Annotated in this window: 19 protein-coding genes and 1 riboswitch; of the genes, 6 read left to right on the top strand and 13 right to left on the bottom strand. The window is 61.7% G+C overall.

Annotated features, from left to right (window positions below; genetic code table 11):
* The 5 genes from AC07T0_RS10025 to AC07T0_RS10005 form a co-directional block, all read right to left on the bottom strand.
* A partial coding sequence (locus AC07T0_RS10025) for a DUF4968 domain-containing protein (RefSeq protein WP_495001021.1) occupies positions 1 to 551 on the bottom strand: 551 nt, incomplete at its 3' end.
* Between the two features lie 92 nt (positions 552 to 643).
* A complete protein-coding gene (locus AC07T0_RS10020; protein WP_495001020.1) occupies positions 644 to 2,266 on the bottom strand; it encodes a hypothetical protein in 1,623 nt (540 codons plus the stop codon).
* 432 nt (positions 2,267 to 2,698) lie between these two features.
* Positions 2,699 to 4,414 carry an amidase gene (locus tag AC07T0_RS10015; protein ID WP_495001019.1) on the bottom strand — a complete coding sequence of 572 codons (1,716 nt, stop codon included), beginning with the start codon at positions 4,412 to 4,414 and terminating at the stop codon, positions 2,699 to 2,701.
* Between the two features lie 148 nt (positions 4,415 to 4,562).
* Positions 4,563 to 5,741, bottom strand: coding sequence for a cystathionine gamma-synthase (locus AC07T0_RS10010; protein WP_495001018.1), 1,179 nt, complete (start codon positions 5,739 to 5,741; stop codon positions 4,563 to 4,565).
* Entirely contained in the window at positions 5,738 to 7,114 is a 1,377-nt protein-coding gene (locus AC07T0_RS10005) for a pyridoxal-phosphate dependent enzyme (RefSeq protein ID WP_495001017.1), read from the bottom strand. The genes AC07T0_RS10010 and AC07T0_RS10005 overlap by 4 nt, the downstream gene beginning before the upstream one ends.
* A 197-nt stretch (positions 7,115 to 7,311) precedes the next feature.
* Positions 7,312 to 7,382, top strand: a riboswitch (Fluoride riboswitch).
* An 80-nt stretch (positions 7,383 to 7,462) separates the two neighbouring features.
* Here AC07T0_RS10005 and AC07T0_RS10000 point away from each other — a divergent pair.
* Complete coding sequence (locus AC07T0_RS10000) at positions 7,463 to 8,779, top strand: voltage-gated chloride channel family protein (protein ID WP_495001016.1); 1,317 nt, start codon at positions 7,463 to 7,465, stop codon at positions 8,777 to 8,779.
* Positions 8,780 to 8,816: 37 nt separating this feature from the next.
* Here AC07T0_RS10000 and AC07T0_RS09995 read toward each other — a convergent pair whose 3' ends face one another.
* The gene (locus AC07T0_RS09995; protein WP_495001015.1) at positions 8,817 to 9,206 is read right to left on the bottom strand and encodes a hypothetical protein; all 390 of its coding nucleotides are present in this window, start codon (positions 9,204 to 9,206) and stop codon (positions 8,817 to 8,819) included.
* On the opposite strand from AC07T0_RS09995, the gene AC07T0_RS09990 reads away from it, so the two are divergent.
* The gene (locus AC07T0_RS09990) at positions 9,183 to 9,884 is read left to right on the top strand and encodes a type 1 glutamine amidotransferase (protein ID WP_495001014.1); all 702 of its coding nucleotides are present in this window, start codon (positions 9,183 to 9,185) and stop codon (positions 9,882 to 9,884) included. The two genes, AC07T0_RS09995 and AC07T0_RS09990, sit on opposite strands and share 24 nt — an antisense overlap.
* A gap of 57 nt (positions 9,885 to 9,941) precedes the next feature.
* Here the strand turns inward: AC07T0_RS09990 and AC07T0_RS09985 are convergent, their stop codons facing one another.
* Complete coding sequence (locus AC07T0_RS09985; RefSeq protein WP_495001013.1) at positions 9,942 to 10,655, bottom strand: murein L,D-transpeptidase catalytic domain family protein; 714 nt, start codon at positions 10,653 to 10,655, stop codon at positions 9,942 to 9,944.
* A gap of 142 nt (positions 10,656 to 10,797) precedes the next feature.
* Here AC07T0_RS09985 and AC07T0_RS09980 point away from each other — a divergent pair, with 142 nt between their 5' ends.
* Positions 10,798 to 12,396 (top strand): L,D-transpeptidase family protein, encoded by a 1,599-nt coding sequence (locus AC07T0_RS09980; protein ID WP_495001012.1) that lies wholly within the window; start codon positions 10,798 to 10,800, stop codon positions 12,394 to 12,396.
* An 81-nt stretch (positions 12,397 to 12,477) separates the two neighbouring features.
* Here AC07T0_RS09980 and AC07T0_RS09975 read toward each other — a convergent pair whose 3' ends face one another.
* The 4 genes from AC07T0_RS09975 to AC07T0_RS09960 all read right to left on the bottom strand — a co-directional run bounded on the left by AC07T0_RS09975 (position 12,478) and on the right by AC07T0_RS09960 (position 16,757).
* The gene (locus AC07T0_RS09975; protein ID WP_495001011.1) at positions 12,478 to 13,728 is read right to left on the bottom strand and encodes an OmpP1/FadL family transporter; all 1,251 of its coding nucleotides are present in this window, start codon (positions 13,726 to 13,728) and stop codon (positions 12,478 to 12,480) included.
* Positions 13,729 to 14,224: 496 nt separating this feature from the next.
* Positions 14,225 to 14,674: a hypothetical protein gene (locus tag AC07T0_RS09970; protein ID WP_495001010.1), complete on the bottom strand. Its 450-nt coding sequence runs from the start codon at positions 14,672 to 14,674 to the stop codon at positions 14,225 to 14,227.
* Between the two features lie 212 nt (positions 14,675 to 14,886).
* Complete coding sequence (locus AC07T0_RS09965; RefSeq protein WP_495001009.1) at positions 14,887 to 15,954, bottom strand: NAD(P)-dependent alcohol dehydrogenase; 1,068 nt, start codon at positions 15,952 to 15,954, stop codon at positions 14,887 to 14,889.
* Between the two features lie 137 nt (positions 15,955 to 16,091).
* A complete protein-coding gene (locus AC07T0_RS09960; protein ID WP_495001008.1) occupies positions 16,092 to 16,757 on the bottom strand; it encodes an O-methyltransferase in 666 nt (221 codons plus the stop codon).
* An 81-nt stretch (positions 16,758 to 16,838) separates the two neighbouring features.
* On the opposite strand from AC07T0_RS09960, the gene AC07T0_RS09955 reads away from it, so the two are divergent.
* The gene (locus AC07T0_RS09955; RefSeq protein WP_495001007.1) at positions 16,839 to 17,471 is read left to right on the top strand and encodes a TetR/AcrR family transcriptional regulator; all 633 of its coding nucleotides are present in this window, start codon (positions 16,839 to 16,841) and stop codon (positions 17,469 to 17,471) included.
* Between the two features lie 14 nt (positions 17,472 to 17,485).
* Here the strand turns inward: AC07T0_RS09955 and AC07T0_RS09950 are convergent, their stop codons facing one another.
* Positions 17,486 to 19,018 carry an MFS transporter gene (locus tag AC07T0_RS09950; protein WP_495001006.1) on the bottom strand — a complete coding sequence of 511 codons (1,533 nt, stop codon included), beginning with the start codon at positions 19,016 to 19,018 and terminating at the stop codon, positions 17,486 to 17,488.
* Positions 19,019 to 19,197: 179 nt separating this feature from the next.
* On the opposite strand from AC07T0_RS09950, the gene AC07T0_RS09945 reads away from it, so the two are divergent.
* Positions 19,198 to 20,160 (top strand): LysR family transcriptional regulator, encoded by a 963-nt coding sequence (locus AC07T0_RS09945; RefSeq protein ID WP_495001005.1) that lies wholly within the window; start codon positions 19,198 to 19,200, stop codon positions 20,158 to 20,160.
* Positions 20,161 to 20,200: 40 nt separating this feature from the next.
* On the opposite strand, the gene AC07T0_RS09940 is transcribed toward AC07T0_RS09945, so the two are convergent.
* On the bottom strand, positions 20,201 to 20,674 hold the full coding sequence (locus tag AC07T0_RS09940) for a MarR family winged helix-turn-helix transcriptional regulator (protein WP_495001004.1): 474 nt from the start codon (positions 20,672 to 20,674) through the stop codon (positions 20,201 to 20,203).
* Between the two features lie 220 nt (positions 20,675 to 20,894).
* Between AC07T0_RS09940 and AC07T0_RS09935 the strand changes: the two genes are divergently transcribed.
* Positions 20,895 to 24,080, top strand: coding sequence for an efflux RND transporter permease subunit (locus tag AC07T0_RS09935; RefSeq protein WP_495001003.1), 3,186 nt, complete (start codon positions 20,895 to 20,897; stop codon positions 24,078 to 24,080).

Raw genomic sequence — 24,080 nt, 5'->3', positions numbered from 1 at the left:
GCTTGTCGGTCATGAAAAACTCCTCGATAGATGCATTTTCCACCTATCGGGGTGTCCGGGGAAATTAAACCACCACAGTCATCCGTCGTATCGCTATGCACCAACTGCGGTCCGCTTCCGTCGTCGCGAAAGACTTGCAGGGCATAGGGTTGCAAATTGATACGCAGCTGCAGGGCGCCGGTGTCGATCAGTAGCAGGTCCTGGGTGTTTTGCAGGACGTTGAGGGTCACCGGGCCGAGATCGCGATTGATCACGGCATATGAATTGTCAGTGTCGTAGCTTGCATTCGCCGCAGGGTTGAAGCGAACGCGGAAACAACGAGGAGACAGGAAGGACAGTTGCAGGCTGACATTGTTGTTCTGCGCGCTCAGCAGAAAGCTGTTGCCGGCCCGCGTGATGGCGCCGACGTTACCGAATGGCGTCCACTGTCCGAGGTTAGGGGTGAAGTTGTTGGTGGTCACAAACTGGTAAGTACCAGCTGGATCGGTTTGCAGAAAGTCCCTGGCACCGTTGGCGCTCAGGTAGGCTTTTTGAGTAAGGGGCCGACTCATGATGAAGTTCCTCCGTGGAATGGGCTGAGCGCTGGGATAATACGCACGCTCTCCGGAGGCCTTACAGGCGCCCCGGTAGCGTGCTCAGCCTCTCAGGGGCTCGGTTTTGCCTCCGTGCCGTCGGTGCGGAAATGCGCCAGCTGTTGAAACATCCAACTGAAGTCAGCGCTGGTCGGACCATTGAAAGTTGCCGTTTTGACGCCGTTCGGACCCAGGGTGTAAGTGCTGGCGATACCCGCCGAATAGTGGCAGCCCATGCAGCTTTCGGTGGCGAAGACCTGGTCGGTCACTGCCGGCCCGCCTTCCTCTTCCTGCCCCACGGGCTGGTTGCCCTTCTGGAAATAAGTTTCCATGATCGAGTTGGCCAGATAGACGGGGGTCGGCTTGCCACCGGACTTGTTGTCGATGCTCCCTGGCAAGGTCCCCGGGCCCGGGGTGGTCGGTGGCGCGGCAGGGTCTGTCGGCCATTGGGTGTTGATCAGCTCGTAGTATTGCCAGACCGAACCCATGTCACGCAGTAAGGCCTGGGCTTGTCGATTGATCTGCTCGGTGGCGGGGGGAATGGGGATCACACGGGTCACTTGCGTGCGCAACTGGCCCGTGGCCGGATCCTTGGTCGGCGGAAAGGTGTTGACCAGACAAGTCGCACAGTCGGGATTGTTGAAGGACGCTCGCAGGTGCTGCGGCTTGCCATTGACCTGAACGGTTTCGAGTGAATTGACCTGCAGGTTGTCGACGTGCTCGAAGGTTGACCAGCTCCATTGCGGCGAGGTGCCGGTCTTATGCGCGATGTGCATGCCTACCAGGCCAACCTGTGCATCGTGCCAGCCCTTGCCGTCGTCGTTGAGTATCATCGCGGTGGTGGTGAAATAGCGTTGAGGGATATCGCCGGCCGCCTCATCCAGGATGCGCCAGGCGAGCTTGATCTCGATCGCGCCGGGTTGCTCGGGACGATTGAATGATCCGGCTGGCATATTCAAGGCGTTATGCGTGTTGCTGAAGGCGATCTGCCCATCAAGGTTGTAGAGCTGGTTCTGCACGATGTACTGGGTTTCGGTATCGTTCATCAGTATTTCGTAATGGGCCTGCCGGCCATGCTGGTCCCAAAGCGGATGGGTAAAAGCCTGTTGGGTCTCATTCAGGACAGTCAGCGCCTTGGTGGCACTGATAATTGACAGAATGCGTTTGCTGCGGTCGGTGCTCGTAGCCGCCAGCGGCCCCAGGGGCACGCCATGGCGTGCCGTCACGGTTTGACGCAGGGGCCGCGCCGACTGCGTTTCGGTAAGCATCGTGGGCGGTGGTCGACCGTCTTCCTGGAACAGCTCGAATGACTCACGCCAGCGTGTCCAGGCCGGTGGGCCGAATGCCAGGTCGGTAATGTGTGGCGCAGGTTTGCCTTGTTCGCCTGTCGGCCAATTGATTGCCAGGAATTGTTGCCAGGAAAAGATATCGAAGACCCGTTGTACCTGGGCGAATTCGCCATTTTTCGTCAGGGTGCCGATCAGCGTGGGGTCGACGTCCGACGGAATGACCGGGCTCAGGGGGGAAGGTAAGTCCGGGGAGAACACAGGTCCTGTCTGGGCGGCTGCCAGCTGGGTAGCCAGCAACAGTCCTGAGAGAGTCAGCCCGGCAAGGCCGTGTCGGATGAACGACGAGCAAGACCGATTGATCAGACCGCGCCCCATAGCACTGCTAAGGCGATCAACGCTTTCCATAGGTCATATCCTTGACTGAGTGCGCGCGGAGAACTGGAGCACAAGGCGACTCACGTCAGCAGTCCTGCTGCCGCGCTCAAGCATTCGGACTTTTGAGCCGCACAAGCGGCTTATGCCCGGATACCCGAGTTCATGTCTTGACGTTGTGATGCGCCTAGCTGGGTTTAGCAGGCGGTTATGGGAGAGTCAAATGCGAACTCGCATTTCTCGCGGATTGGGTGGCAAGCGGCGAAACTCAATGTGCCGTTCTGTTGAGTCCCTCAATCTTTAGGCACAGCGATGATCTTTACCGCTGAATGAGATGTTTACGATCAGGCGAGCGAAGCAAAGCGATTCCCAAACAGCATTTGATATTAGTCTTCTGACCATACGGCAGCCATGCATCGGTGCCTATACAGGGGGACTGGAGCCCACGGCCGCAATCCCCCCGGATTACTGTTTGCCGGCCAGCAATGCCGGAGTGCGCGGCGGAATCAAGCGTTTGTTCCCGGTCGACTCGAACGCCGAAGCCAGGTGAAGCAGCGCCGAGTCGTCATAAGCACGACCGGCGAAGGTCAGGCCGACCGGCATGCCGATATCCGCCATGACGCCCATCGGTACTGTGACCGTGGGCACACCCAGATGGCGGATGGCGAGGTTGCCATTGGCGACCCAGATACCGTTGCTCCAGGCGATATCCGCCGACTTTGGATTGACATCGGCATCCGCCGGGCCGACGTCGGCCACCGTTGGGAAGAGCACCGCATCGAGCCCCAGGCGATCCATCCACTCCTCAAGATCGATGCGCCGGGTCTGTTCAAGCCCGCGCAGTCCGTCAGGCACGCTGCTGATCTCGTTCCACGGGGTAATCCCACGTTCGGCCATGCGTACATACTCGTCCATGCCGGCGGCCAGGTCGCCTTCGCGGTTGGGCAGGGTGCCGGGGTCGTGGGGGAAAATCTTTGGCCCGTCGACATCCACCAGACGGTTCAACGCTGGATCGCCGTTGGCCCGCAGGAAATCATCGAAGGCCCAGGCCGACAGATCCCATAATTCATGGTGCAGGAACGCCTTGGACACCAGGCCCCGGGTGAACACCGTCGGCGTACCCGGACGATCACCTTCGCAGTTCGAAACCAACGGGAAATCGACCTCGATCACCTCGGCGCCAGCCGCTTCGAGCGCCTTGCGTGCGGCCTCCCAGAGATCGATCACGGAGGCGCGGGTGTTGATGCGCTGGCCGGTTGGGCCACCGATCCCAGGCGATTCGCTGGTGCCCGCGTCGGGATCCGCGTTGATGAACATACGCGGCACGCCGAAGCGTTTGCCGGCGAGCGCATCGCTATTGGCCGCCAGCGCGCCATAGGACGCGGGACGCACCGAGGTCACGCTCGGAATCGGCACCCAGGGTTGCATCCGCCACAGATCGCCACGGGTATCGGGATCCTCCGCCACCACCACGTCGAGCACTTCAAGGAGGTCGGCCATGCTCCTGGCATAGGGCACGACGACGTCCATGGTCGGGGTCAACGGCCAGTTGCCGCGCACCGAGATCAACCCACGGGAAGGGGTGTAGGCGCACAAACCGTTGTTCGAGGCCGGTCCGCGTCCGCTCGACCAGGTTTCTTCCGCCAGGCCGAATGCGGCGAAACTGGCGGCGGTTGCCGTTCCCGCGCCGTTCGATGAGCCCGAGGCGAACGGCGCGGTGAGGTAGTCGGCGTTGTACGGACTTTCCGCCCGGCCGTAGACCCCGCGCTGCATGCCGCCGTTGGCCATGGGCGGCATATTGGTCTTGCCCAGGCAGATCGCGCCGCCGGCGCGTAGCCGTTCGATGGTGAACGCATCGCGCTGGGCGACCAGCTTGGCGAAGGCCGGACTGCCGGAGGCAGCGGTAAGCCCCTTGACCAGATAACTGTCCTTGGCGGTATAAGGGATGCCATCGAGCGGTCCCAGCGTCTCGCCTTTGGCCCGGCGGGCATCGGACGCCCGCGCTTCGTTGAGAGCATCAGGGTTGCGAACTACCACCGCGTTAAGGGCGGTAGGCGTGCCTGGGCCGTCGTAGGCCTCGATCCTGGCAAGGTAGGCCTGCACCAGTTCAACCGCGGTGGTCTGGCCGGATTCAAGCGCAGCACGTAGCTGGGCAATGGAAACTTCGGTTACTTCGATCATGTTGTTATCGCCGACTGCGGAGGGGGGCGGGGTGGGTGTTTGCAGCACAGGGGCGCTTGGGCAACTCAATAAACCCTATGGAAAATGCATCTTAAAAGAAAGGCGACAGGCCACCAACTTTCGTTGAGGGTAGCCGTCGCCTTGGGCTTCAGATCCGTGCCAACGCCTGCGCCAGGTCCGCCCGCAGATCTTCGACATCCTCGACCCCCACCGACAAGCGCACCAGCCCATCGCCGATGCCGAGTTGCGCGCGGGTTTGCGCCGGGATACTGGCGTGGGTCATGATCGCCGGGTGTTCGATCAGGCTTTCGACGCCGCCCAGGCTCTCGGCCAGGGCGAAGATTTCTACGCTTTCCAGGAAACGCTTGGCACCGGCCAGGTCGCTTTTCAGGTCAACCGAAATCATCCCGCCGAAGCCGCGCATCTGCCGACACGCCAGTTCATGCTGCGGGTGTGACGGCAGGCCCGGGTAGTAGACGCGCGCGACCTGTGGCTGACGTTCGAGCCAGGTCGCCAGGTCCAGGGCATTGCTGCAATGGCGCTCCATGCGCAGCGCCAGGGTTTTCACGCCGCGCAGGGTGAGGAACGCATCGAATGGCCCGGCAATCGCACCTACCGAGTTCTGCAAAAAGCCCAGGCGCCCGGCGAGTTCGGCGTTTTGCCCGACCACCGCGATGCCACCGATCACATCGGAGTGGCCGTTGAGGTATTTGGTCGTCGAGTGCACCACGATGTCGAAGCCCAGCTCCAACGGGCGCTGGATCCAGGGGCTGGCAAAGGTGTTGTCGGCGACACAGATGATGCCGCGGTCGCGACAAATGCGGGCGACGGCGGCAAGGTCGGTGAGGCTCAGCAGGGGATTGCTCGGTGTCTCGACCCAGACCATCTGCGTCGTGTCCTGCAACGCTGCTTCGAAGGCGCCGAGATCGGTCAGGTCGACGTAGCTGAAGCGATGCCCGGCGCTGCGTTGGCGCACTTTGTCGAACAGGCGGAAGGTGCCGCCGTACAGGTCATTGCCGGAGACCACATGAGCACCCGCGTCGAGCAGTTCGAGCACGGTGGAAATCGCCGCCAGCCCGGAAGCAAAGGCGAAAGCCTGGGTGCCGCCCTCGAGGTCCGCCACGCAGCGTTCCAGGGCAAAGCGCGTCGGGTTGTGCGAACGGCCGTAGTCGAAGCCCTTGTGCACCCCGGGGCTCTCTTGCAGATAGGTGGAGTTGGCGTAGATCGGTGGCATCAGCGCCCCGGTGGTCGGGTCCGGCGCCTGCCCGGCATGAATGACGCGGGTGGAGAAGGCGCGGGGTGCGGCGGACTTGTCGTGTTGACTCATGCCAGGGATCTCCGTAAGTGATTGAGCAGGTCGACGCGAGTGATCAGGCCGTGAAAGCCCGAGGCGTCGGCGATGATTGCGACCAAGCCGCGATCCAGCTCGGCCTGCAGTTCAGCCAGGCTGGCAGTGGGGGCCAGAGTCTGCAGTTTGTCGGTCATGACGCTGGCCACGCTTAGGCGAAAGTGCGCCGCGTCGTCGTGCATGCCCAGCAGGATATCCGATTCGTCGATCACACCCACCAGTTGCTGGCCGGCCACCAGCACCGGCAGTTGCGACACGTCCGCCAGGCGCATGCGCTGGAAGGCGGTGAGCAGGGTGTCGTCCGGCCCGACGCTGATCACCCGGCCATCCTCGAAACGCCGCGCGATCAGGTCACGCAGATCGCCGTAGTGCTTGTACTTCAGCAGCCCCTGATCGTTCATCCACTGGTCGTTGTAGACCTTGGACAGGTAACGGGTGCCGGTGTCGCAGACAAAGGTGACGACGCGCTTGGGCTCGGTCTGCTCGCGGCAATAACGCAGCGCCGCGGCCAGCAGGGTGCCGGTCGAGGAACCGCCGAGAATACCTTCGGCACGCAGCAGTTGACGGGCATGGTCGAAGCTTTCTTCGTCGCTGATCGAGTAAGCGTGGCGCACGCTGGACAGGTCGGCAATCGACGGGATGAAGTCTTCGCCGATACCTTCCACGGCCCAGGAACCGGCGCTGCCGAGGGTGCCGCTGCGGCTGTACTCGGCGACCACTGAGCCGACGGGGTCGGCCAGGACCATGGCCAGGTTCGGTTGCACGCGTTGGAAGAAGCGGGTCAGCCCGGTCAAGGTGCCGGCCGAACCGACGCCGACGACGATGGCGTCGACATCGTGTTGGGTTTGTGCCCAGATTTCTGGCGCGGTACTGGTTTCGTGGGCCAACGGGTTGGCCGGGTTGTTGAATTGATCGGCGAAGAACGCATCGGGAATTTCCTTGGCCAGCCGCGCGGCGACGTCCTGGTAATACTCGGGATGGCCCTTGCCGACATCGGAGCGGGTGATGTGCACCTCGGCGCCCATGGCCTTGAGGTGCAGGACCTTTTCGGTGGACATCTTGTCGGGGACCACCAGCACCACCCGGTAACCCTTGGCCCGACCCACCAACGCCAGGCCCAGGCCGGTGTTGCCGGCGGTGGCCTCGACGATGGTCGCGCCGGGGCGCAGGCGCCCGTCGCGCTCGGCCGCGTCGATCATCGCCAGGCCGATGCGGTCCTTGATCGAGCCGCCTGGGTTCTGCGATTCGAGCTTGAGGAACAAGGTGCACGGGCCGGTATCGAAGCGGCTGACGCGCACCAGCGGTGTATTGCCGATCAGTTCGAGTACGGCGGGGCGGGAGTTGTTCGGCATGTCGTCACCTCGTTACGGGGGCAGTTCGTATTGGATGGACAGCGGGCTAGGGGAGCGGGTTGCAGATAAAGGTATCGTTTGGAACATAGGCCGGGATTGCATCAGCCGCAACCGCAGACGGGCAATTGATGACGGGGGCGCCAGGGATGGGGCCGTCATGCAACAACAATTTACAATTTTTTCGGCGCTGGCTATGATCGCCGGCCGGAGATGGCATTCCTCCGTATTAACCGCTGCTTCTCTTGCAGCTGATGATGCCTGCAGAAACCTGATCAAACAGGTCTGTAGGTGCTTGCGCCCAGAATGCCTCTTTGGTCAGTCCCCATTGACATGCTACGGCTGACCCCCATGCCCAGACTTTCTCAACTCGAACAACTCCAGCTGCTGCCCTACATCGCCAAGTGGTTGTTGTTAGCCAGTATGGTCGCCGTACCGGCAGGTACGGCCTCGGCTTTTTTCCTGTTTTCCCTGGACCATGTGACTCAGTGGCGTGAAGCCCATGGCTGGGCTATCTGGCTGCTGCCGATTGCGGGTTTTGCCGTTGGGCTGATTTATCATTGGTTGGGAAAACCGGTCGATGCGGGCAACAACCTGATCATCGATGAGATTCACGATCCGAAGAACACCGTGCCGTTGCGAATGGTGCCCCTGGTGCTCGGCGGCACCTTGGTCTCCCATATGTTCGGTGCTTCCGTGGGGCGTGAAGGTACCGCCGTGCAAATGGGCGGTGCACTGGCCGACCAATTGACGCGCCTGCTGCGTCTGCGCCGGGAAGATCGACGCATCATGCTGATGGCCGGTATCAGCGCAGGTTTTGCCTCGGTGTTCGGCACGCCATTGGCGGGGGCGATTTTCGGCCTGGAGGTGCTGGCCATCGGGCGCATGCGTTATGACGCACTGTTCCCCTGCATGGTCGCGGCGATCGTCGCCGATCAGGTGGGCCTGGCCTGGGGCGTGGCGCATGTCCATTACGCCATTGGCGAGGTGGTGCCCGTGCAATTCTGGAGCATGATGGCTGTCGTCGCGGCCGGCATCGTGTTCGGCCTGGCCGGCCTACTGTTTGCCACCGCGACTCATCGACTGGGCGCCTGGGTCAAAAAGCTGATCACCTACCCACCCTTGCGTCCCCTGCTTGGCGGCACGCTGATCGCCATCGCCGTCTGGGCGCTGGGTGCGCATCAGTACATCGGGCTTGGCATCCCCAGCATCGAGCAGTCGTTTCAGATGCCCATGGCGCCTTGGGACTGGCTCGGCAAACTGCTCTTCACCGTGCTGTCGTTGGGCACGGGTTTCAAGGGCGGCGAGGTCACCCCGTTGTTCTACATTGGCGCGACCTTGGGCAATGCCCTCGCGCCATTGCTGCACTTGCCCTTCGCCATGTTGGCGGGTATCGGTTTTGTCGCCGTCTTTGCCGGTGCGGCCAACACCCCATTGGCAACCATCATCATGGCCATGGAGTTGTTTGGCCCGCAAATCGCGCCGTTTGCCGCCATTGCTTGTATCGCCAGCTACCTGGTGTCCGGTCACGCCGGTATCTATAACGCCCAACGGGTCGGCCAGAGCAAACATCATGCTCATTTGCCCGAAGAGCTGAGGCTGGCCGAGGTGAAGCAGTACCGGGCGGAAAAACTGTCGACCAAGGCAAAAGTGAAACCCAAGGGCTAAAGCCTCATTCCGAGCATTCGCAGCGCACTAGCGCCCTTTATGAAGGGCGCCCCTGCTGCTTGACCGCCGCCGCCAGTCGCTGCAGCACGGCGATCTGTTCCATCGAGTCGCTCTTGAGTGTCTTGACTTGGGCCAGCAGTGCAGGATCCGGCGTGGGGCCGCGCTCGACCATGACTACGGTCAGGCGAGACATTTTTCGCATGTTGTCGAAGTAGCGCAGCATGGCCGACCTGACCATGATTTGCGGCGAATTGGCGGGCAGACGGGCGCTATCAACGGCGGCATACAGCGGGTCCCATTGCAGGACGACTTGTTGCGCGACGGCGTTGGCTATCGCTGCTCTTTTACCCGGCGTATTGGTAGGCTGCTGTAGCTGACAGGGATTATCACCAGAGGAGTTCCAATGAAAGTTCATTTCGTCGTTCACGAAGCCTTCGAGTCGCCGGGCGCTTACGAAACCTGGGTTGAAGAGCGCGGCTACGAGGCCAGCTACTCGCGTGTTTATGAGCGCCATGCTTTTCCGGACGTAGACACCATCGATCTGCTGGTGGTACTGGGTGGCCCGCAGTCACCGGCCACCACCCTGGCAGAGTGTCCGCACTTCGACGCCGTCGCCGAATGTGCGTTGATCGCCAGAGCCGTTGCGGCGCAAAAGGCCGTGGTGGGCGTCTGCCTCGGTGCCCAACTGCTCGGTGAAGCCCTGGGGGCCAGGTTCGCTCACAGCCCCGAGAAAGAGATCGGCAAGTACCCGATCAGCCTCACCGCGGCGGGAAAGGACAACAACAAGATCGCTCATTTCGGCGATGTCCTGGAAGTCGGACATTGGCACAACGACATGCCTGGCCTCACCGAGAACGCCAAGATCCTGGCCTATAGCGAAGGGTGTCCTCGGCAGATTGTCGAATACAGCCCGCGGGTGTATGGCTTTCAATGCCATATGGAATTCACCCTCGACGTCGTGGAACGGCTTATTGGCGCATCCGAGAGTGAGTTGGCGACGTCGATCGAGTGCCGTTTCGTCCAGCAACCGGCCGCCCTTCGCGCGAATGACTATGCGCAAATGAACCAGAAGTTGTTTGGGTTTCTGGACAAACTGATGGCGTAATGCCCATTACGCTGAGGTTATAACAGGCCCGATCAGCCAATCTGCACCGGGGCGCGGTCAACCGCCATTGGCGGACGTGGCACTGGCCATCTGCTGGGGTTTGCAGTTGAGGTAGGTCGAGGACTTCAGCCAGTTCCGGTCGGGGTACCAGACAAACATGAACTGGCCATCCTTGAGTTTGTCGACCACCTGCCGCGCGACTTGCGGGCGTACGGCGGGGCAGCCCTGGCTGCGGCCGAGACGGCCTTCGCGCTTGCTCCACAGCGGGCTCACGTAGTCGGCCGCATGAATCACGATGTCCCGGTCGCGGGCGCGATCATTGAAACCCGGTTCCAGGCCGTCCATGCGCAGTGAATAGCCATGGGTGCCTTCGTAACTTTCCTGGGTGCGGAACAGCCCCAGGCTGGATTGATAACTGCCGATCTGATTGGAGAACTGGGTGGCGAAGTTTTCCCCGGAGTTCTGCCCGTGGGCGACCAGGTCGCGTAGCAGCAGGGTCTGCTTGCGCAGGTCGAAGATCCACAGGCGTCGCGTGGTCGAGGGTTGCGAGTAGTCGATCACCGCCAGGCGCTCGGCTTGTTCGAGTCCACTATTGATCGCGCATTGCATGGCGCTCAGGGCATTTTTCAGAACCCGGGGGTTGAGTTCCGGCGCCGCGTGGGCGAGTCTGCGATACAGCGTCTGTTCAGGGCCGCTGGCGGCCAGGGTAGAACTGCATGGCGCGGCCAGGGTCAGAATGATCAGGCAGAGTCGATAGCAAGAAGTCAGCATGTAGAGAGTGCCTCGGCCGTCAGTACAGGCTCGCGCATCCCGTCGGTCTTTGGGTGGCGTGGTCACAGGCTGCCTGAAGGTTTTTCGCCTCTGCCACAGCTGTAGACCATCAATGCGACGATCATGGATTGGAGTCAAGCCGTTGTTCAAAAAACACGCATGTTACTTGAGCATGTGCCTGTTCGTGGCACCACTGGTCGCGATGGCCGAGGATCCGCTCAGCGATCCGCCCACCCCCTTGCCGTCGGTGATGGCGCAGTTGTCGACCGCCTGCCCAGGCCTGGCGGTACGGCTGGACGCGCCGACACAACAGCGCTTGCGGGTGTTTTACCAGCAGCAGAATGAGGCGCCCGTGTGGTCCGCCAGTGGTCGGCTGGCGGCCTTGCAGGCCCAACTGTCGTTGTTGGCCGATGATGGCCTGGATCCGGCGCGTTACCCGTTGCCTCAGGACACAACTGGCGGCAACGCGCTGTGTACCGATATCGAGATCAGCCGGCAGTATCTGCAAGCCCTACAGGATCTGCATTACGGTCGCTTGCAGCAGGCGCGCTTCGAACCGCTCTGGCAGGCACAGCCGCCGACACGGGACGTGGACACCGAGCTACTGACACTGGCGGCGACGGGGTTGCAGGATATGGCCCTGGCGTTCGATCAGGCGCGGCCGAATGTCGAGTTGTACCGAAGCCTGCGTCGCGCTTACGCGGCGCAGCGCCAGCAGCCGTTGGCAGATTGGCAGGCGATCGGCGGCGGGCCCTTGCTGCGTCCTGGCATGGAGGACGCGCGGGTGCCGGCATTGGCCCAGCGACTGCTCGCCGAAGGCTATCTGGAGAGCCTGCCCGCCGGGTTGGAAAAGACCTATGGCGAGGAACTGACGCACGCGGTCGAGCACTTCCAGCTCAGCCATTCGCTGCAGGCCGATGGGGTGATCGGTCCGGGCACCCTGACCGAACTGAATATCAGCCCGGCGCTACGGCGCGAGCAGTTGCGCATCAACCTCGAACGCTTTCGCTGGTTGGCGCCGGACCTGGCGCCCGAGGGGGTGCTGGTCAATGTCGCGGCGGCCCAGTTGAGCGTCTACCACGATGGCGCGTCGGTGTGGCAGACGCGCCTGCAAGTGGGACGTGCCGATCGACAGACGCCGTTGTTGAAATCGCGGGTCACCCGGCTGACCTTGAACCCGACCTGGACCGTGCCGCCGACCATCATGCGCGAGGACAAGCTGCCGGCGATCCGCCAGAATCCGACGTACCTGAGCCAACAGAACCTGCAGATACTGGACAGTGAAGGCCATCCGCTGGCGGCGGACGCCATCGACTGGGAGCGGCCTGGCAATATCATGCTGCGCCAGGATGCCGGTCCGAGGAATCCGCTGGGCAAGATCGTCCTGCGTTTCCCCAATCCTTTTTCGGTGTACCTGCACGACACCCCCAGCCAGCCGCTGTTTGCCAAGGGCCCCCGGGCCTTCAGCTCGGGCTGTGTGCGGGTCGAGCAACCGCTGCACCTGCGGGACCTGTTACTGACCCCGGCGGAACGTACGCGGACCGACGAATTGCTGGCCAGCGGTACCACCCACGAATACCGGCTTGCGGCGTCGGTGCCGATCCTGCTCGGTTACTGGACGGTCCAGGTCGATAGCACTGGAGCCTTGCTGTATGCACCGGATATCTATGGGCATGATCCGGTGCTGCTGAAGGCCTTGGGCGGCACGGCGAGTACGTTGAGTACTGTTCGCGCTGATTGAGGTTGGGGGGATCTCATTAACCCGCATCGGGCGATGCGGGTTTTTTGGGCCCGTTGACGAGCGCTTCAAGTTCGCCGTGAATCAGAACTTGTAGGTAACGCCCAGGCCGTAGCCCCACGCGCTGTTTTCGTACTGGGCGCTGTAGGAGCCTTTTTGCGGGTTGTTTAGGTTGACGTTGACATCTTCTTCCTTGAGGTAGGAAACGGCGAGGTCGATGGTCAGGTCGTCGGTTGGGCTGTAGCCGGCACCGACGCTGATGACGCGGCGATCACCCGTCGGGATGCGCACGGAACGATCCGTGTTGTTCGTCGGTGCCTGGTCGACCGACAAACCGCTGCGCAGGATCCATTCCTTGTTGACCCGGTAGGACACGCCGATGGCCGAAGCCCAGGTGTCATGCCAGTTCTCGGGTTCGGTGCTGCTGGTGAGCTGGCTGGCGAGCGGGCCGGTCACACCCTGGTTGTTGATGGTGATGTTTTGCAGGCGACTCCAGCGGGTCCAGGTGGCACCGCCATAGACCGTCCACTGATCATCCAGTTTCTGGGTGATCGAGAAGTCGACGTTCTCTGGTGTGGTGATATCCAGGGAGGTCTTGTAGCGGGCGTCGGCAATGCCCAGGCCGGAGAGGCCAGTGACGCTGGTGTGGCCATCCAGCGAGTAGCTGACCTTGGAGTGGTAGGTCAGACCCAGGCGGGTGGTGTCGGTTGGTTGGACAATCACACCAATGTTGTAGCCCACCGCCGTGTCGTCGCCCTTGACGTCGACAAAGCCGTTACCGATAGGCAGCGTGGAGCTCAGCTCGCCGCTGATGCGGTTGAAGGTCGGACCGAAGCCGATGGACACCACGTCGTTGATGGCGTAGCTGACAGTCGGTTGCAGGGTCACAACCTTGACTTCGCTCTTGCGGCCGTAATTGCTGCCGGCAAAGCCGCTTTCATAATCGGTGATCAGGCCGAAAGGCGCGTAGGCGCCCAGACCCACTGCCCAGCCGTTACCCAGCTGTTTGACCAAGAAGGCATTGGGTACGGAAGTGAACGGGACCATGTCGCCGTCGTTGGTGCCGCCTCGACGACCGCCGTTGACGTTCTTGATATCGGTCTTGGCATCAAGCACCGCGGCGCCGGCGGTCACTTGGTCGCGCTTGAGCAGGGACATACCGGCAGGGTTGCCGTAGAGGGTGCTGGCATCTTCGGCGGAAGATGAGCGCCCCGCGTAACCGGTGCCCATCCCGCTGATACTTTGTTCGTTGATGGCAAGACCACTGGCGAACAGTTGGGTGGAGGCCAGGGTAACGGCAAGGCTGAGCGTGGTTTTGAGTATGACTTTTTTCATTATTAGAACTCTGTGGATAATCACGTGCCGCGCAAACTACCAATGTTTCAGTTTCGTATCTATAGGCTGTATCGCTTGAGATAGAGCGGTTTGTAGGGCAATCCGACGAGAATTGGCAGTTTTTTTAGATAATGGGTGTTGGTGATATCTGGCGATCGAAGTGACTGATGAGTCTGAACTTTGCCAGGCGCGAGTGAAGCCTTTTAGTTGTCTTTGTGGTTGGAGCTGCTATCGCCTGATTTGCCCCGTTGCTCTTCTGGAAGCGCCCAGAATAGCGGCGCCCTCCAATCGACAAAAACACGCAAGCCGGCGCTCAAGTGCCGGTTCGGCGCGTAGATGATCGGACGCACTGTCTAGACCTGCAGAAAATGGCTCGCAAGGGGGCCGTGTAAAATCGCTTCAACCGATCCAGAACAAAGAAGGTGCAATGCGGATTGCCCATGCTGCACGCCGTGGGGCTTCCGGGCAGCGGCAGCGCGGTCCTGTTGTTCTCGCCTTACTTCAACTTGGGCATATTGATGATGGATCTGATAAAGGCCTCGTCGGGGCTGCCCATAAGTTCGGAGACATACCACTGGCCTTTGACTTGCCTGAAACCTATATGGATGCCAACCAGTCGCCCGTCATCACGTTCGATCAGGTAAGCCCGGTTTTCAAAGATTTCACCTTTTGTTTCTTTGGGACCCAAGTGTATTTTGTAGATGTCATGTTGCCCGATCCAGCTGGACAGGGCGCCTTGGCTTTTGGAAATCAGATCTTTTTCGTTGGTTTGCCACTGGTCAAAGTGCCCGGCAAAGACCTTGTTCCAGCAGTCCGCCGCCAGTTTTTTTTCAATACATTGAACGTATTGGTTTTCAAATTCGTCTTTGTAGGCAATGGCTTCGTTGGCGTAGGCGGAACTTGCCGTGGCCAGGAGGGACAGGCAAAAAATAGCGTTCTTGAGCATTCTGATCTCATTTTGAATGTAGGCTTTTACCTTGCGGTTCCGCCTTGTATTGCTTAGCCATCGGCATTCGCTTTCGCGCTTGCAGCCGCCCATGGCTCAGGTGTATTCGTCCTACAGTACCTCACCAGGTTCAGGCCTGGATAGTCGGCTTCCGAAGCCCGTGACGACAGCGCGCCCGGCGCGATCCCACGGGTTCGGATGGCAGGGTTCGATCAGGCGGCGTTGGCTTCTTTTTTCAGGCTGCTCATGTCGATCACGAAGCGGTATTTGACGTCGCCCTTGAGCATGCGGCCATAGGCTTCGTTGATGTCTTGAATATCGATTATCTCGATATCCGAGACCAGCCCGTGCCTGGCGCAGAAGTCCAGCATATCCTGGGTTTCCTGGATGCCGCCGATCAAGGAACCGGCCAGGCTGCGGCGCTTGAAGATCAGGTTGAACACCGACGGCGAAGGGTGCGGACTGTCAGGGGCACCGACCAGCGTCATGGTGCCGTCGCGCTTGAGTAGCGCGAGGAAGGCGTCCAGGTCGTGGGGCGCGGCCACGGTGTTGAGGATGAAGTCCAGGGTGTTGCTGAACGCGGCCATTTCATCCGCGTTCCTGGACACCACGACTTCATTGGCGCCCAGGCGCAGGCCATCTTCGCGCTTGTTCGGCGAGGTGGTGAACAGCACCACATGTGCGCCCATGGCATGGGCGATTTTCACCGCCATGTGCCCCAGGCCGCCGAGACCGACCACGCCGACCTTTTTGCCCGGGCCGACTTTCCAATGTTGCAGCGGCGAATAGGTGGTGATACCGGCACACAGCAACGGTGCGACGGCCGCCAAGTTGGCATCGCCATGGGAGATGCGCAGGACGAATTTCTCCTTGACGACGATATTGTCCGAATACCCGCCAAAGGTGTTTTCACCGCCGAACACCGGGCCGTTGTAGGTGCCGGTGAAGCCGTTTTCGCAGTATTGCTCTTCGCCTTCGGCGCAGGACGCACAGTGTTGGCAGCTGTCGACCATGCAGCCGACGCCGGCCAGGTCGCCGACCTTGAATTTGCTGACATGGGCACCGACTGCGGTGACCCGGCCAACGATTTCGTGCCCCGGCACTGACGGGTACAGGGTGTTATGCCATTCATTGCGCGCGGTGTGCAGGTCGGAGTGGCAGACACCGCAGTAGAGGATCTCGATCTGCACATCGTCGGCACCGGGAGCGCGACGTTCAAAGGTGAAAGGCTTGAGTGAATCCTTGGGGTTGTGGGCCGCATAGCTATAAGTCTTGGTCATGGCGTCGTCACCTTGGGTTTCATGGGGCAGGAAAGAACTTGACCAGCATAGCCATTGAATCGTTCAAGCGGATGACGATCCTGAGACCAGAGGGGCTGGCCAGGCTATCCGCACCAGGAAGCCCCCCCCGATGGGTGTCAGCCCAGCCAGATGGACAGCTCGACGTCCTCGGCGAACGGCGTGGACAGGAAACCTTCGGCAGGATTGCGCACGCGGGCCAGGTACTCGGGGCTATGGTCGGCATTGTCGGCGATGATCAGCGCACCCGGGCGCAGGCGACTCTGCAGCAGGTTCAGGATATCGGGGTAGAGCGCCTTGGCGCCGTCGAGAAGGACCAGGTCGATGCGTTCCGGGAGGTTGACAGCGAGGGTCTGCAGGGCATCGCCCTGGCGAATCTCCACCAGGTCGACCAGTCCGCCGGCCACCAGGTTTTCCCGCGCTCGCAGTACCTTGGAGGGCTCGAACTCGCTGCCGATCAAGCGGCCGCCACCATTGTCCCGCAGGGCGGCGGCCAGGTGCAGGGTCGAGAGGCCGAACGAGGTGCCGAACTCGACGATCGTCCGTGCCGCGCTACTGCGCGCCAGCATATACAGCAGTGTCCCGGTTTCCCGTGAGACCGCCAGCGGGAAGTCCTTCAAGCGCGTATAGAACTCGAGGTAGTCGGTCTTGCTGCGCATCAGACGCACGCGCTCGGCTTCCGAAATATTGCCAGCGGCGGCGGCGAGGGTTGGCCACGTTGCATCGGCCTCGGCGAACAGGCGGTCGAGCAGGGGCGCGAGGGGGGCTTGGGTCAGGGTGGTCATGGGGTTTTCCCGGTGAGTTCAGTGAGGGTTTATAATGCGAACAAACCTTCATATTTTCTATTCGCATTGTGAGCCCAGCCCATGACCGATCGCCCAAGTCCGCGGATTGCCTCACGCAAACAGCCCAAGCAGGTTCGCTCCAATGACCTGGTCGATTCGATTCTGCAAGCGGCTATTCAGGTTTTGGCGAAGGAGGGCATGCGCCGCTTTACCACCACACGGGTCGCCGAGCGGGCCGGGGTCAGCGTCGGATCGGTGTATCAGTATTTCCCGAACAAGGCGGCGATCCTTTTTCGCCTGCAGAGTGATGAGTGGCGCGAGACCACCGAAATGCTACGCGGCATTCTTGAAGACCCGCGCCACCCGCCCCTGGAACGGCTGCGTCTGCTGGTTCACGCGTTTATCCGCTCCGAATGCGATGAGGCCGAGGTCCGCGTGGCGCTGGATGACGCCGCGCCGTTTTATCGCGACGCGCCCGAGGCTCGGGAGGTAAGGGCTGCGGGAGCGCACATCGTCGAGGTATTTATGCGCGAGGTACTACCCGATGCTAGCGACGCGATCCGTGCCGTGGCCGGCGATCTGATCAAGGCGACACTCAGTTCGGTGGGCAAGCAGTTTTCGGAAAGCCCGCGAACCCCCGCGCAGATCGAAACCTACGCGGATGCCATGGCCGATATGTTTTGCGCTTACCTGCGAGGTCTCGGACACGGTTGAGAACCTTCGTGTGCTCAGGCCGCTTGATCCAGCACTCGTTCATCCCGTTCAGTATCGGTATCGTCCTCGATCGAACCACGATCGAGAAACAGAAACACCACGGCCGCCGTCAGCACGGTGATAACGGTCAGTACCCGCAGCAAGCTGCTGAACGCGGCACTGTAGCCCTCGGCCAGCACGGCTTGTCCTGCGGTGGGCAGCAGTTGTGTGGCACCGGCCAGGTCGCCGCTGACCAGATGCTGCGCGGCACCGACGATGTCCGGCGTCGCCGCGCCACCGAGATGACTGGCGGTGAGCGCTGACAGCAGTGCAGTGACGACGGCAATGGCCACACCTTCACCGGCCACCCGGGTGGTGCTGAAAATGCCGGTGGCCATGCCGGCGCGCTCCTTGGGCACCACGCTGACTGCCATGCCGTCCATCAAGCCCCAGGGCAGGCTGATGCCGACACCGATCACGAACATCGGCCAGGCCAGTTGCATGGCTGAACTGCCCACCGGCACGTGACTCAACCAGAACAGCCCGGTGGCACATACCAGCAGGCCACTGCCGCACAAGGTCGAGGGCGATAGCCAGCGGGTCAGGTAACCGGCGACGACCGGCAGTACCAACAACGGCGCCGATAACGCGATCAGCAACCAGCCGGCCGCGATCTCGCTCATGCCTTCGATGCCGACAAAACGGATCGGCAGCAGTATCAGCAGTACCACGAAGGAATAGGCCGGTGCGGCCGCCAGCAGTTGCACGCCGACGAAGCGCGGGAAGCGGAACAGCGTCAGGTCGAGCATGGGCTGGGCGACCCGCTGCTCGATCACGACGAAGGCCACGAAGGACAGCAGCGCGATGGCGAACAGACCGAGCACCTGCGGATCGGCCCAACCGCTTTCCGGCGCTTTGAGGATGGCAAAGGTGAAAATCCCCAGCGCCCAGGTGAAGGTGATCGCGCCGGGCCAATCGATGCCGGCCGCCTCGGGGTTGCGTGACTCGTGCATGTAACGCGCGGCCAGCAGCAGCGAGATGGTCGCCAGCACGGTGATCAGCAGGAAGATCAGCGGCCAGCCAAACGCCTCGATTATCGCGCCGGCCGCCACGGGGCCGAAGGCCAGGCCGATACCGAAGCTGGTGCCGACAAAACTGAACGCACGGATGCGCCCCGGTCCGTCGAAGACTTGCGCCAGGGCGGCCATGCCGCCGGAGAAGGCGGCCGCGGCGGCCAACCCCTGGGCCGCGCGCAGGACGTCGAACAGCGCCAGGCCGGGGGCGAAGGGCAATACCGCGGCGAGCAGGGCAAAGGCGCTGACGCCGCCGAGGAAGATTTTTTTGCGGCCATAGTTGTCGGCCAATGCCCCGGCCAGCATCAGGCAACTGCCGAAGGTCAGCATGAAGGCGTTGGTGACCCAGTTCAGTTCCATTGGCGAGCCACCGAAGGTCCGGCCAATGGCAGGCAGGGCAACGGCTGCCGCGGTGAAGTTGAAAGGCATGGTGATGGCCGTGATGCACACGGCCAGCAGAATCAGCCGCTGTTGAAGCAAGCGTGGAATGGGCATGTTCGCAGATCCTTGTCGCGGGCAGGTGCAGGCGCCCTGGGTGAGCGTGATGACGGCCGCGATTCGGTGGGTTGCCCGGGCAGTCAGAACAGCCAAGGATTTTAAGGAGCGAGTAATCTGGTAAAAAGCGGTAAATATTCCGCCCATATCGGAATAAAAGGATCGAATAGGAGGGGCAAGTGGATCGACTGAGTGGCTTGATGGCCTTTATCCGCACGGCCGAGCTGGGCAGTTTCGTGGCGGCGGGCAGGGCGCTTGGCCTGTCGGCTTCGGCCGTCGGCAAGGGCGTGACCCGGCTTGAGCAGCAGTTGGGTGTCCGTTTGTTCCAACGTTCGACCCGCAGCCTCAGCCTGACCGACGAGGGCAGGGTGTTCCAGGAACGTTGCCGGCGCATCCTCGATGACCTCGACGACGCCCAGGCAACCTTGTCGCAGTCCACGGAAATCCCCCGTGGGCGCTTGCGGATCAGCATGCCGGCGGCCAGCTATCAGTTGTTCCAGTCGGTACTGACGGCATTCATGGCGTTGTATCCGGATATCGAACTGGACCTCGACTTCAGCGACAAGCTGGTGGATGTGATCGAGGAAGGAATGGATATCGTCATTCGCAGCGGCAACCTGCCGGACTCGCGCTTGATGAGCCGACCCTTGCCTGGCGTGCAACCGGTACTGTGCGCCGCGCCGGCGTACCTGGAACGGCATGGCACGCCGCAGACCCCGGCGGAACTGGATGACCACCTGGCGGTGCGTTTTCGCTACTTCAAGAATGGCAAGCTGCTGGATTTTCCATTATTGCGCGAGGAGGGCGCGCGGGAGCCACGGACCCGCACGGTGATGATCAGCAACAATATGGAAATGGTCCTTGGGGCGCTGGTCAAGGGCTTTGGCCTGGGTACCATCCCCGACTTTCTCGCTCGCGAGGCCCTGGCCGACGGTTCGTTGCGCTGCCTGCTGCATGGCTATCTGATCCCGCCGGACAGCATGAGCATCGTCTGGCCTTCGAGCCGCCAGCTGTCGCGCAAGATTCGCGTGTTCGTGGATTTCATGTGCGAGCGGCTGGAACAGGAGGCGGCGCAGTTGCGCACGACCATCGCCCAGGAGTGTCTTTATTCCCGCAGGAGCAAGAGCCAGCAGGCTCGATAGGGCGGTTGACGATAACCCACCGGGGGGCCGACCTCAGCTGTCAATCGCCACCCAGCAATGAGCGGGCGAAATCATCCGAGGCGATAAAGTCCAGGGTCTTGCGCAGTTGCACGGTTTCTTCCTCACCGAACGCCTGCTCGAAACGACTCGACATCCGTTGGGAGATCAGCCGGGCTTCTTCGTATTTGCGCCGGCCGTCTTCGGTCAGCAGCACGCGCCGGCTACGGCGGTCGAGCTCGTCCACCTGCAACTCCACCAGCCCGTCGCGTACCAGCGGTTTGAGGGTATGGCCGAGGGCCGAAAGATCCATCACCAGAGACTGCGCCAGATCGCGCATTTTCGGCTGATCGGCGCGGGCGATATGCGACAGCAGGGAGTACTGGGTAGCCTTCAGGCCGCAGGGTGCGAACGCTTCGTCATAGATTTGTCCCAGACGCCTGGAAGCACGGCGCACGGCGCCATTGGCACAACTGCTGGCCTGGGAACTGTCGGGACTGGGTGGCGCACATTTCAAGGGCTGATCACTCTCTAATGCAAAGGTCGAGCCAGTAATTATGCCTGTGACAGCCTTGAGAACAAGGTTTTTCAGGTCATGGGGCGGAGTCGACATGTCCTGTGACAAATATACTTGCGTATGCCTCTAAAATCTATATCGTGGCATATGCCTCTTTATAGCCTGTATATCAGTACCGTTAGCCGTCTTCACTGTCCAACCTCCTGTCTGGATCACCTCTATGCTGAGCCTCGTGCGCATAGCTTTGCGGCGCCCCTATACCTTTGTTGTACTGGCTATCCTTATCCTGATCATCGGTCCTCTCGCGGCCTGGCGAACGCCCACGGATATCTTTCCGGAAATTCGCATTCCGGTGATTGCGGTGATCTGGCAGTACACCGGGCTGCCGCCGGACCAGATGGCGGGGCGGATCACTTCGCCCTTCGAACGGGTGCTGACCACCACGGTCAACGACATCCGCCATATCGAGGCGCAGTCCCTGAGCGGCTATGGGATCGTCAAGGTGTTCTTCCAGCCCGGGGTCAATATCAGCACCGCCAACGCCCAGCTGACCTCGGTGTCCCAGGCGATTCTGCGTAACCTACCGCCCGGCACCGTACCGCCGCTGATTCTCAATTACAGCGCCTCGACGGTGCCTATCGTGCAACTGGCCTTGTCGGGCAGCGGCCTCAGCGAGCAGAAGCTCGGCGACCTCGGGCTCAATACCGTGCGCCTGATGCTGACCACGGTGGCCGGTGCGGCGCTGCCCTATCCGTTCGGTGGCAAGAGCCGCCAGGTGCAGATCGACCTGGATTCGGCGCGGATGCAGGCGCGGGGGCTCTCGGCACAGGATGTCGCCACTGCCCTGGCGACACAGAACGTGATTACCCCAGTGGGCACGCAGAAGATCGGCAGCTATGAGTACATGCTGCAGTTGAACAACGCCCCCTCGGACTTCAGGGACCTGGAAAACCTGCCGATCAAGACCGCCGACGGCACCACTGTGCTGATTCGTGACGTTGCCACGGTCCGCGACGGCAACCCGCCGCAGACCAATATTGTTCACGTCAACGGTAACCGCTCGGTACTGCTTCCGGTGCTCAAGACCGGTTCGGCGTCGACGTTGGGGGTGATCGCGGGCATCAAGGACAAGCTGGCTGACTCCAAGGCGGCCTTGCCCCCCAACTTGAATATCGACCTGATCGGCGACCAGTCCCTGTTCGTGCGTTCGGCGATCAGCGGCGTGGCGCGCGAAGGCGTGATCGCGGCGGCGCTGACCAGCCTGATGATCCTGTTGTTCCTCGGCAGTTGGCGCTCGACGGTGATTATTGCCACGTCGATTCCGCTGGCGATCCTGGCTTCGATCGCCACCTTGTCGGCACTCGGCGAGACCCTGAATATCATGACCCTGGGCGGGCTGGCGCTGGCGGTGGGGATTCTGGTGGACGATGCCACGGTGACCATCGAGAACATCAACTGGCACCTGGAGCAGGGCAAACCGGTGGAAACGGCGATACTCGACGGTGCGGCGCAGATCGTCACGCCGGCCTTCGTTTCCTTGCTGTGTATCTGCATCGTGTTCGTGCCGATGTTCTTCCTCGACGGGGTGGCGCGGTTCCTGTTCGTGCCAATGGCCGAAGCGGTGATTTTTGCCATGATCGCCTCGTTCCTCCTGTCGCGGACCCTGGTGCCAACCCTGGCCAACTACCTGCTCAAGCCCCACCTGCATGGCGAGGACGGGCAGGCCCTGGTCGCGCCGTCGAACAATCCCCTGGTGCTGTTCCAGCGCGGCTTCGAAGCGCGGTTCGAGGCCTTTCGCGGGTATTATCATGAGGCGCTGGAAAGTGCCTTGCGGCATCGGCGTACGGTGGTTGTGGCGATGCTTGCCTTTGTCGTTGCCTCGTTTGCCCTGTTGCCGTTCCTGGGCCGCAACTTTTTCCCCGCAGTCGACTCCGGGCTGATTCTGCTGCATGTGCGTGCGCCGATTGGTACGCGGGTGGAGAGCAATACCCGGCTGATCAGCGAGGTCGAGAATTCGATCCGCAAGGTGATTGAGCCGCAGCAACTGGCGGCGCTGGTGGACAACATCGGCTTGGCCATCAGCGGTATCAACGTGGCCTACAACAACACCGGCACCGTAGGTTCCCAGGACAGCGATATCCAGATCAGCCTGAACGAGGACCACCGGCCAACGGCTGAATACGTGCGGGAGTTGCGTGAGATCCTGCCGCGCGAATTCCCCAACGCGGTGTTCTCGTTCCCGGCTCCGGACATTGTCGGGCAGATTCTCAACTTCGGTTCTTCGGCGCCCATCGACCTGCAGATCACCGGTAACAACCTGGCGGCCAACTTCAGCTATGCCAACAGCTTGCTGCGTGAGGTCCGCCGGGTGCCGGGAGTGGTGGATGCACGTATCCAGCAATCGCAGCAACTGCCGACCTTCAAGATCGATGTCGATCGGACCCGGGCGCAGTTGGTCGGCCTGACCGAACGTGACATCACCAACAGCCTGGTGGTCAACCTGGCCGGATCCAGCCAGGTGGCGCCGACGTTCTGGCTCAACAACGCCAACGGCGTTTCCTACCCGATTGTCCTGCAAACGCCGCAATACAGCCTCGACAATCTGGCCGCGCTGCACAACCTGCCGTTGACCGGCAGCGGCGGCGCGGCGGAGCAGACCCTCGGTGGCCTGGCCTCGATCGAGCGCAGCCACAGCAACTCGGTGGTGACCCAATCGGATATCCAGCCGGTGGTCGAGATCCTGACCTCGATCCAGGATCGTGACCTGGGCGGGGTAGCCGCCGATATCCAGAAGATCATCGTGGCCCATGCCGGCGAAGTCCCCAGCGGCTCGAAAGTTCAGTTGCAGGGGCAGGTACAGACCATGAGCTCGGCCTTCAGCGGCTTGCTCTTCGGTTTGCTCGGCGCGGTAGTGCTGATCTACCTGCTGATCGTGGTCAACTTCCAGTCCTGGAGCGACCCGTTCGTGATCATCACCGCTTTGCCGGCGGCGCTGGCGGGGATTGTCTGGATGCTCTTCGTGACCCACACACCGCTGTCGGTGCCGGCCCTGACGGGGGCGATCATGTGCATGGGGGTGGCGACCGCCAACGCGATCCTGGTGGTGAGTTTCTGTCGCGAACGCCTCGCCGAGCATGGTGATCCGCTGCAGGCGGCCCTGGAGGCCGGCTTTACCCGCCTGCGGCCGGTGCTGATGACCGCCATCTCGATGATCATCGGCATGGCGCCCATGGCCTTGAGCCTGGGCGAGGGCGGGGAGCAGAACGCCCCGCTGGGCCGCGCCGTGATCGGCGGCCTGGGTTTCGCCACCATCGCCACGTTGTTCCTGGTGCCACTGATTTTCAGTCTTGTCCACGGGCGCGATGCGCGCGCCGCATCACCTGCCATCGCGATTCAAGGGGTCTGA

The sequence above is a fragment of the Pseudomonas sp. GW821-FHT04D07 genome (genome assembly GCF_059420225.1).
The sequence above is the reverse complement of the archived record's forward strand: the minus strand, read 5'-3'. Positions and strand labels throughout refer to the sequence as shown.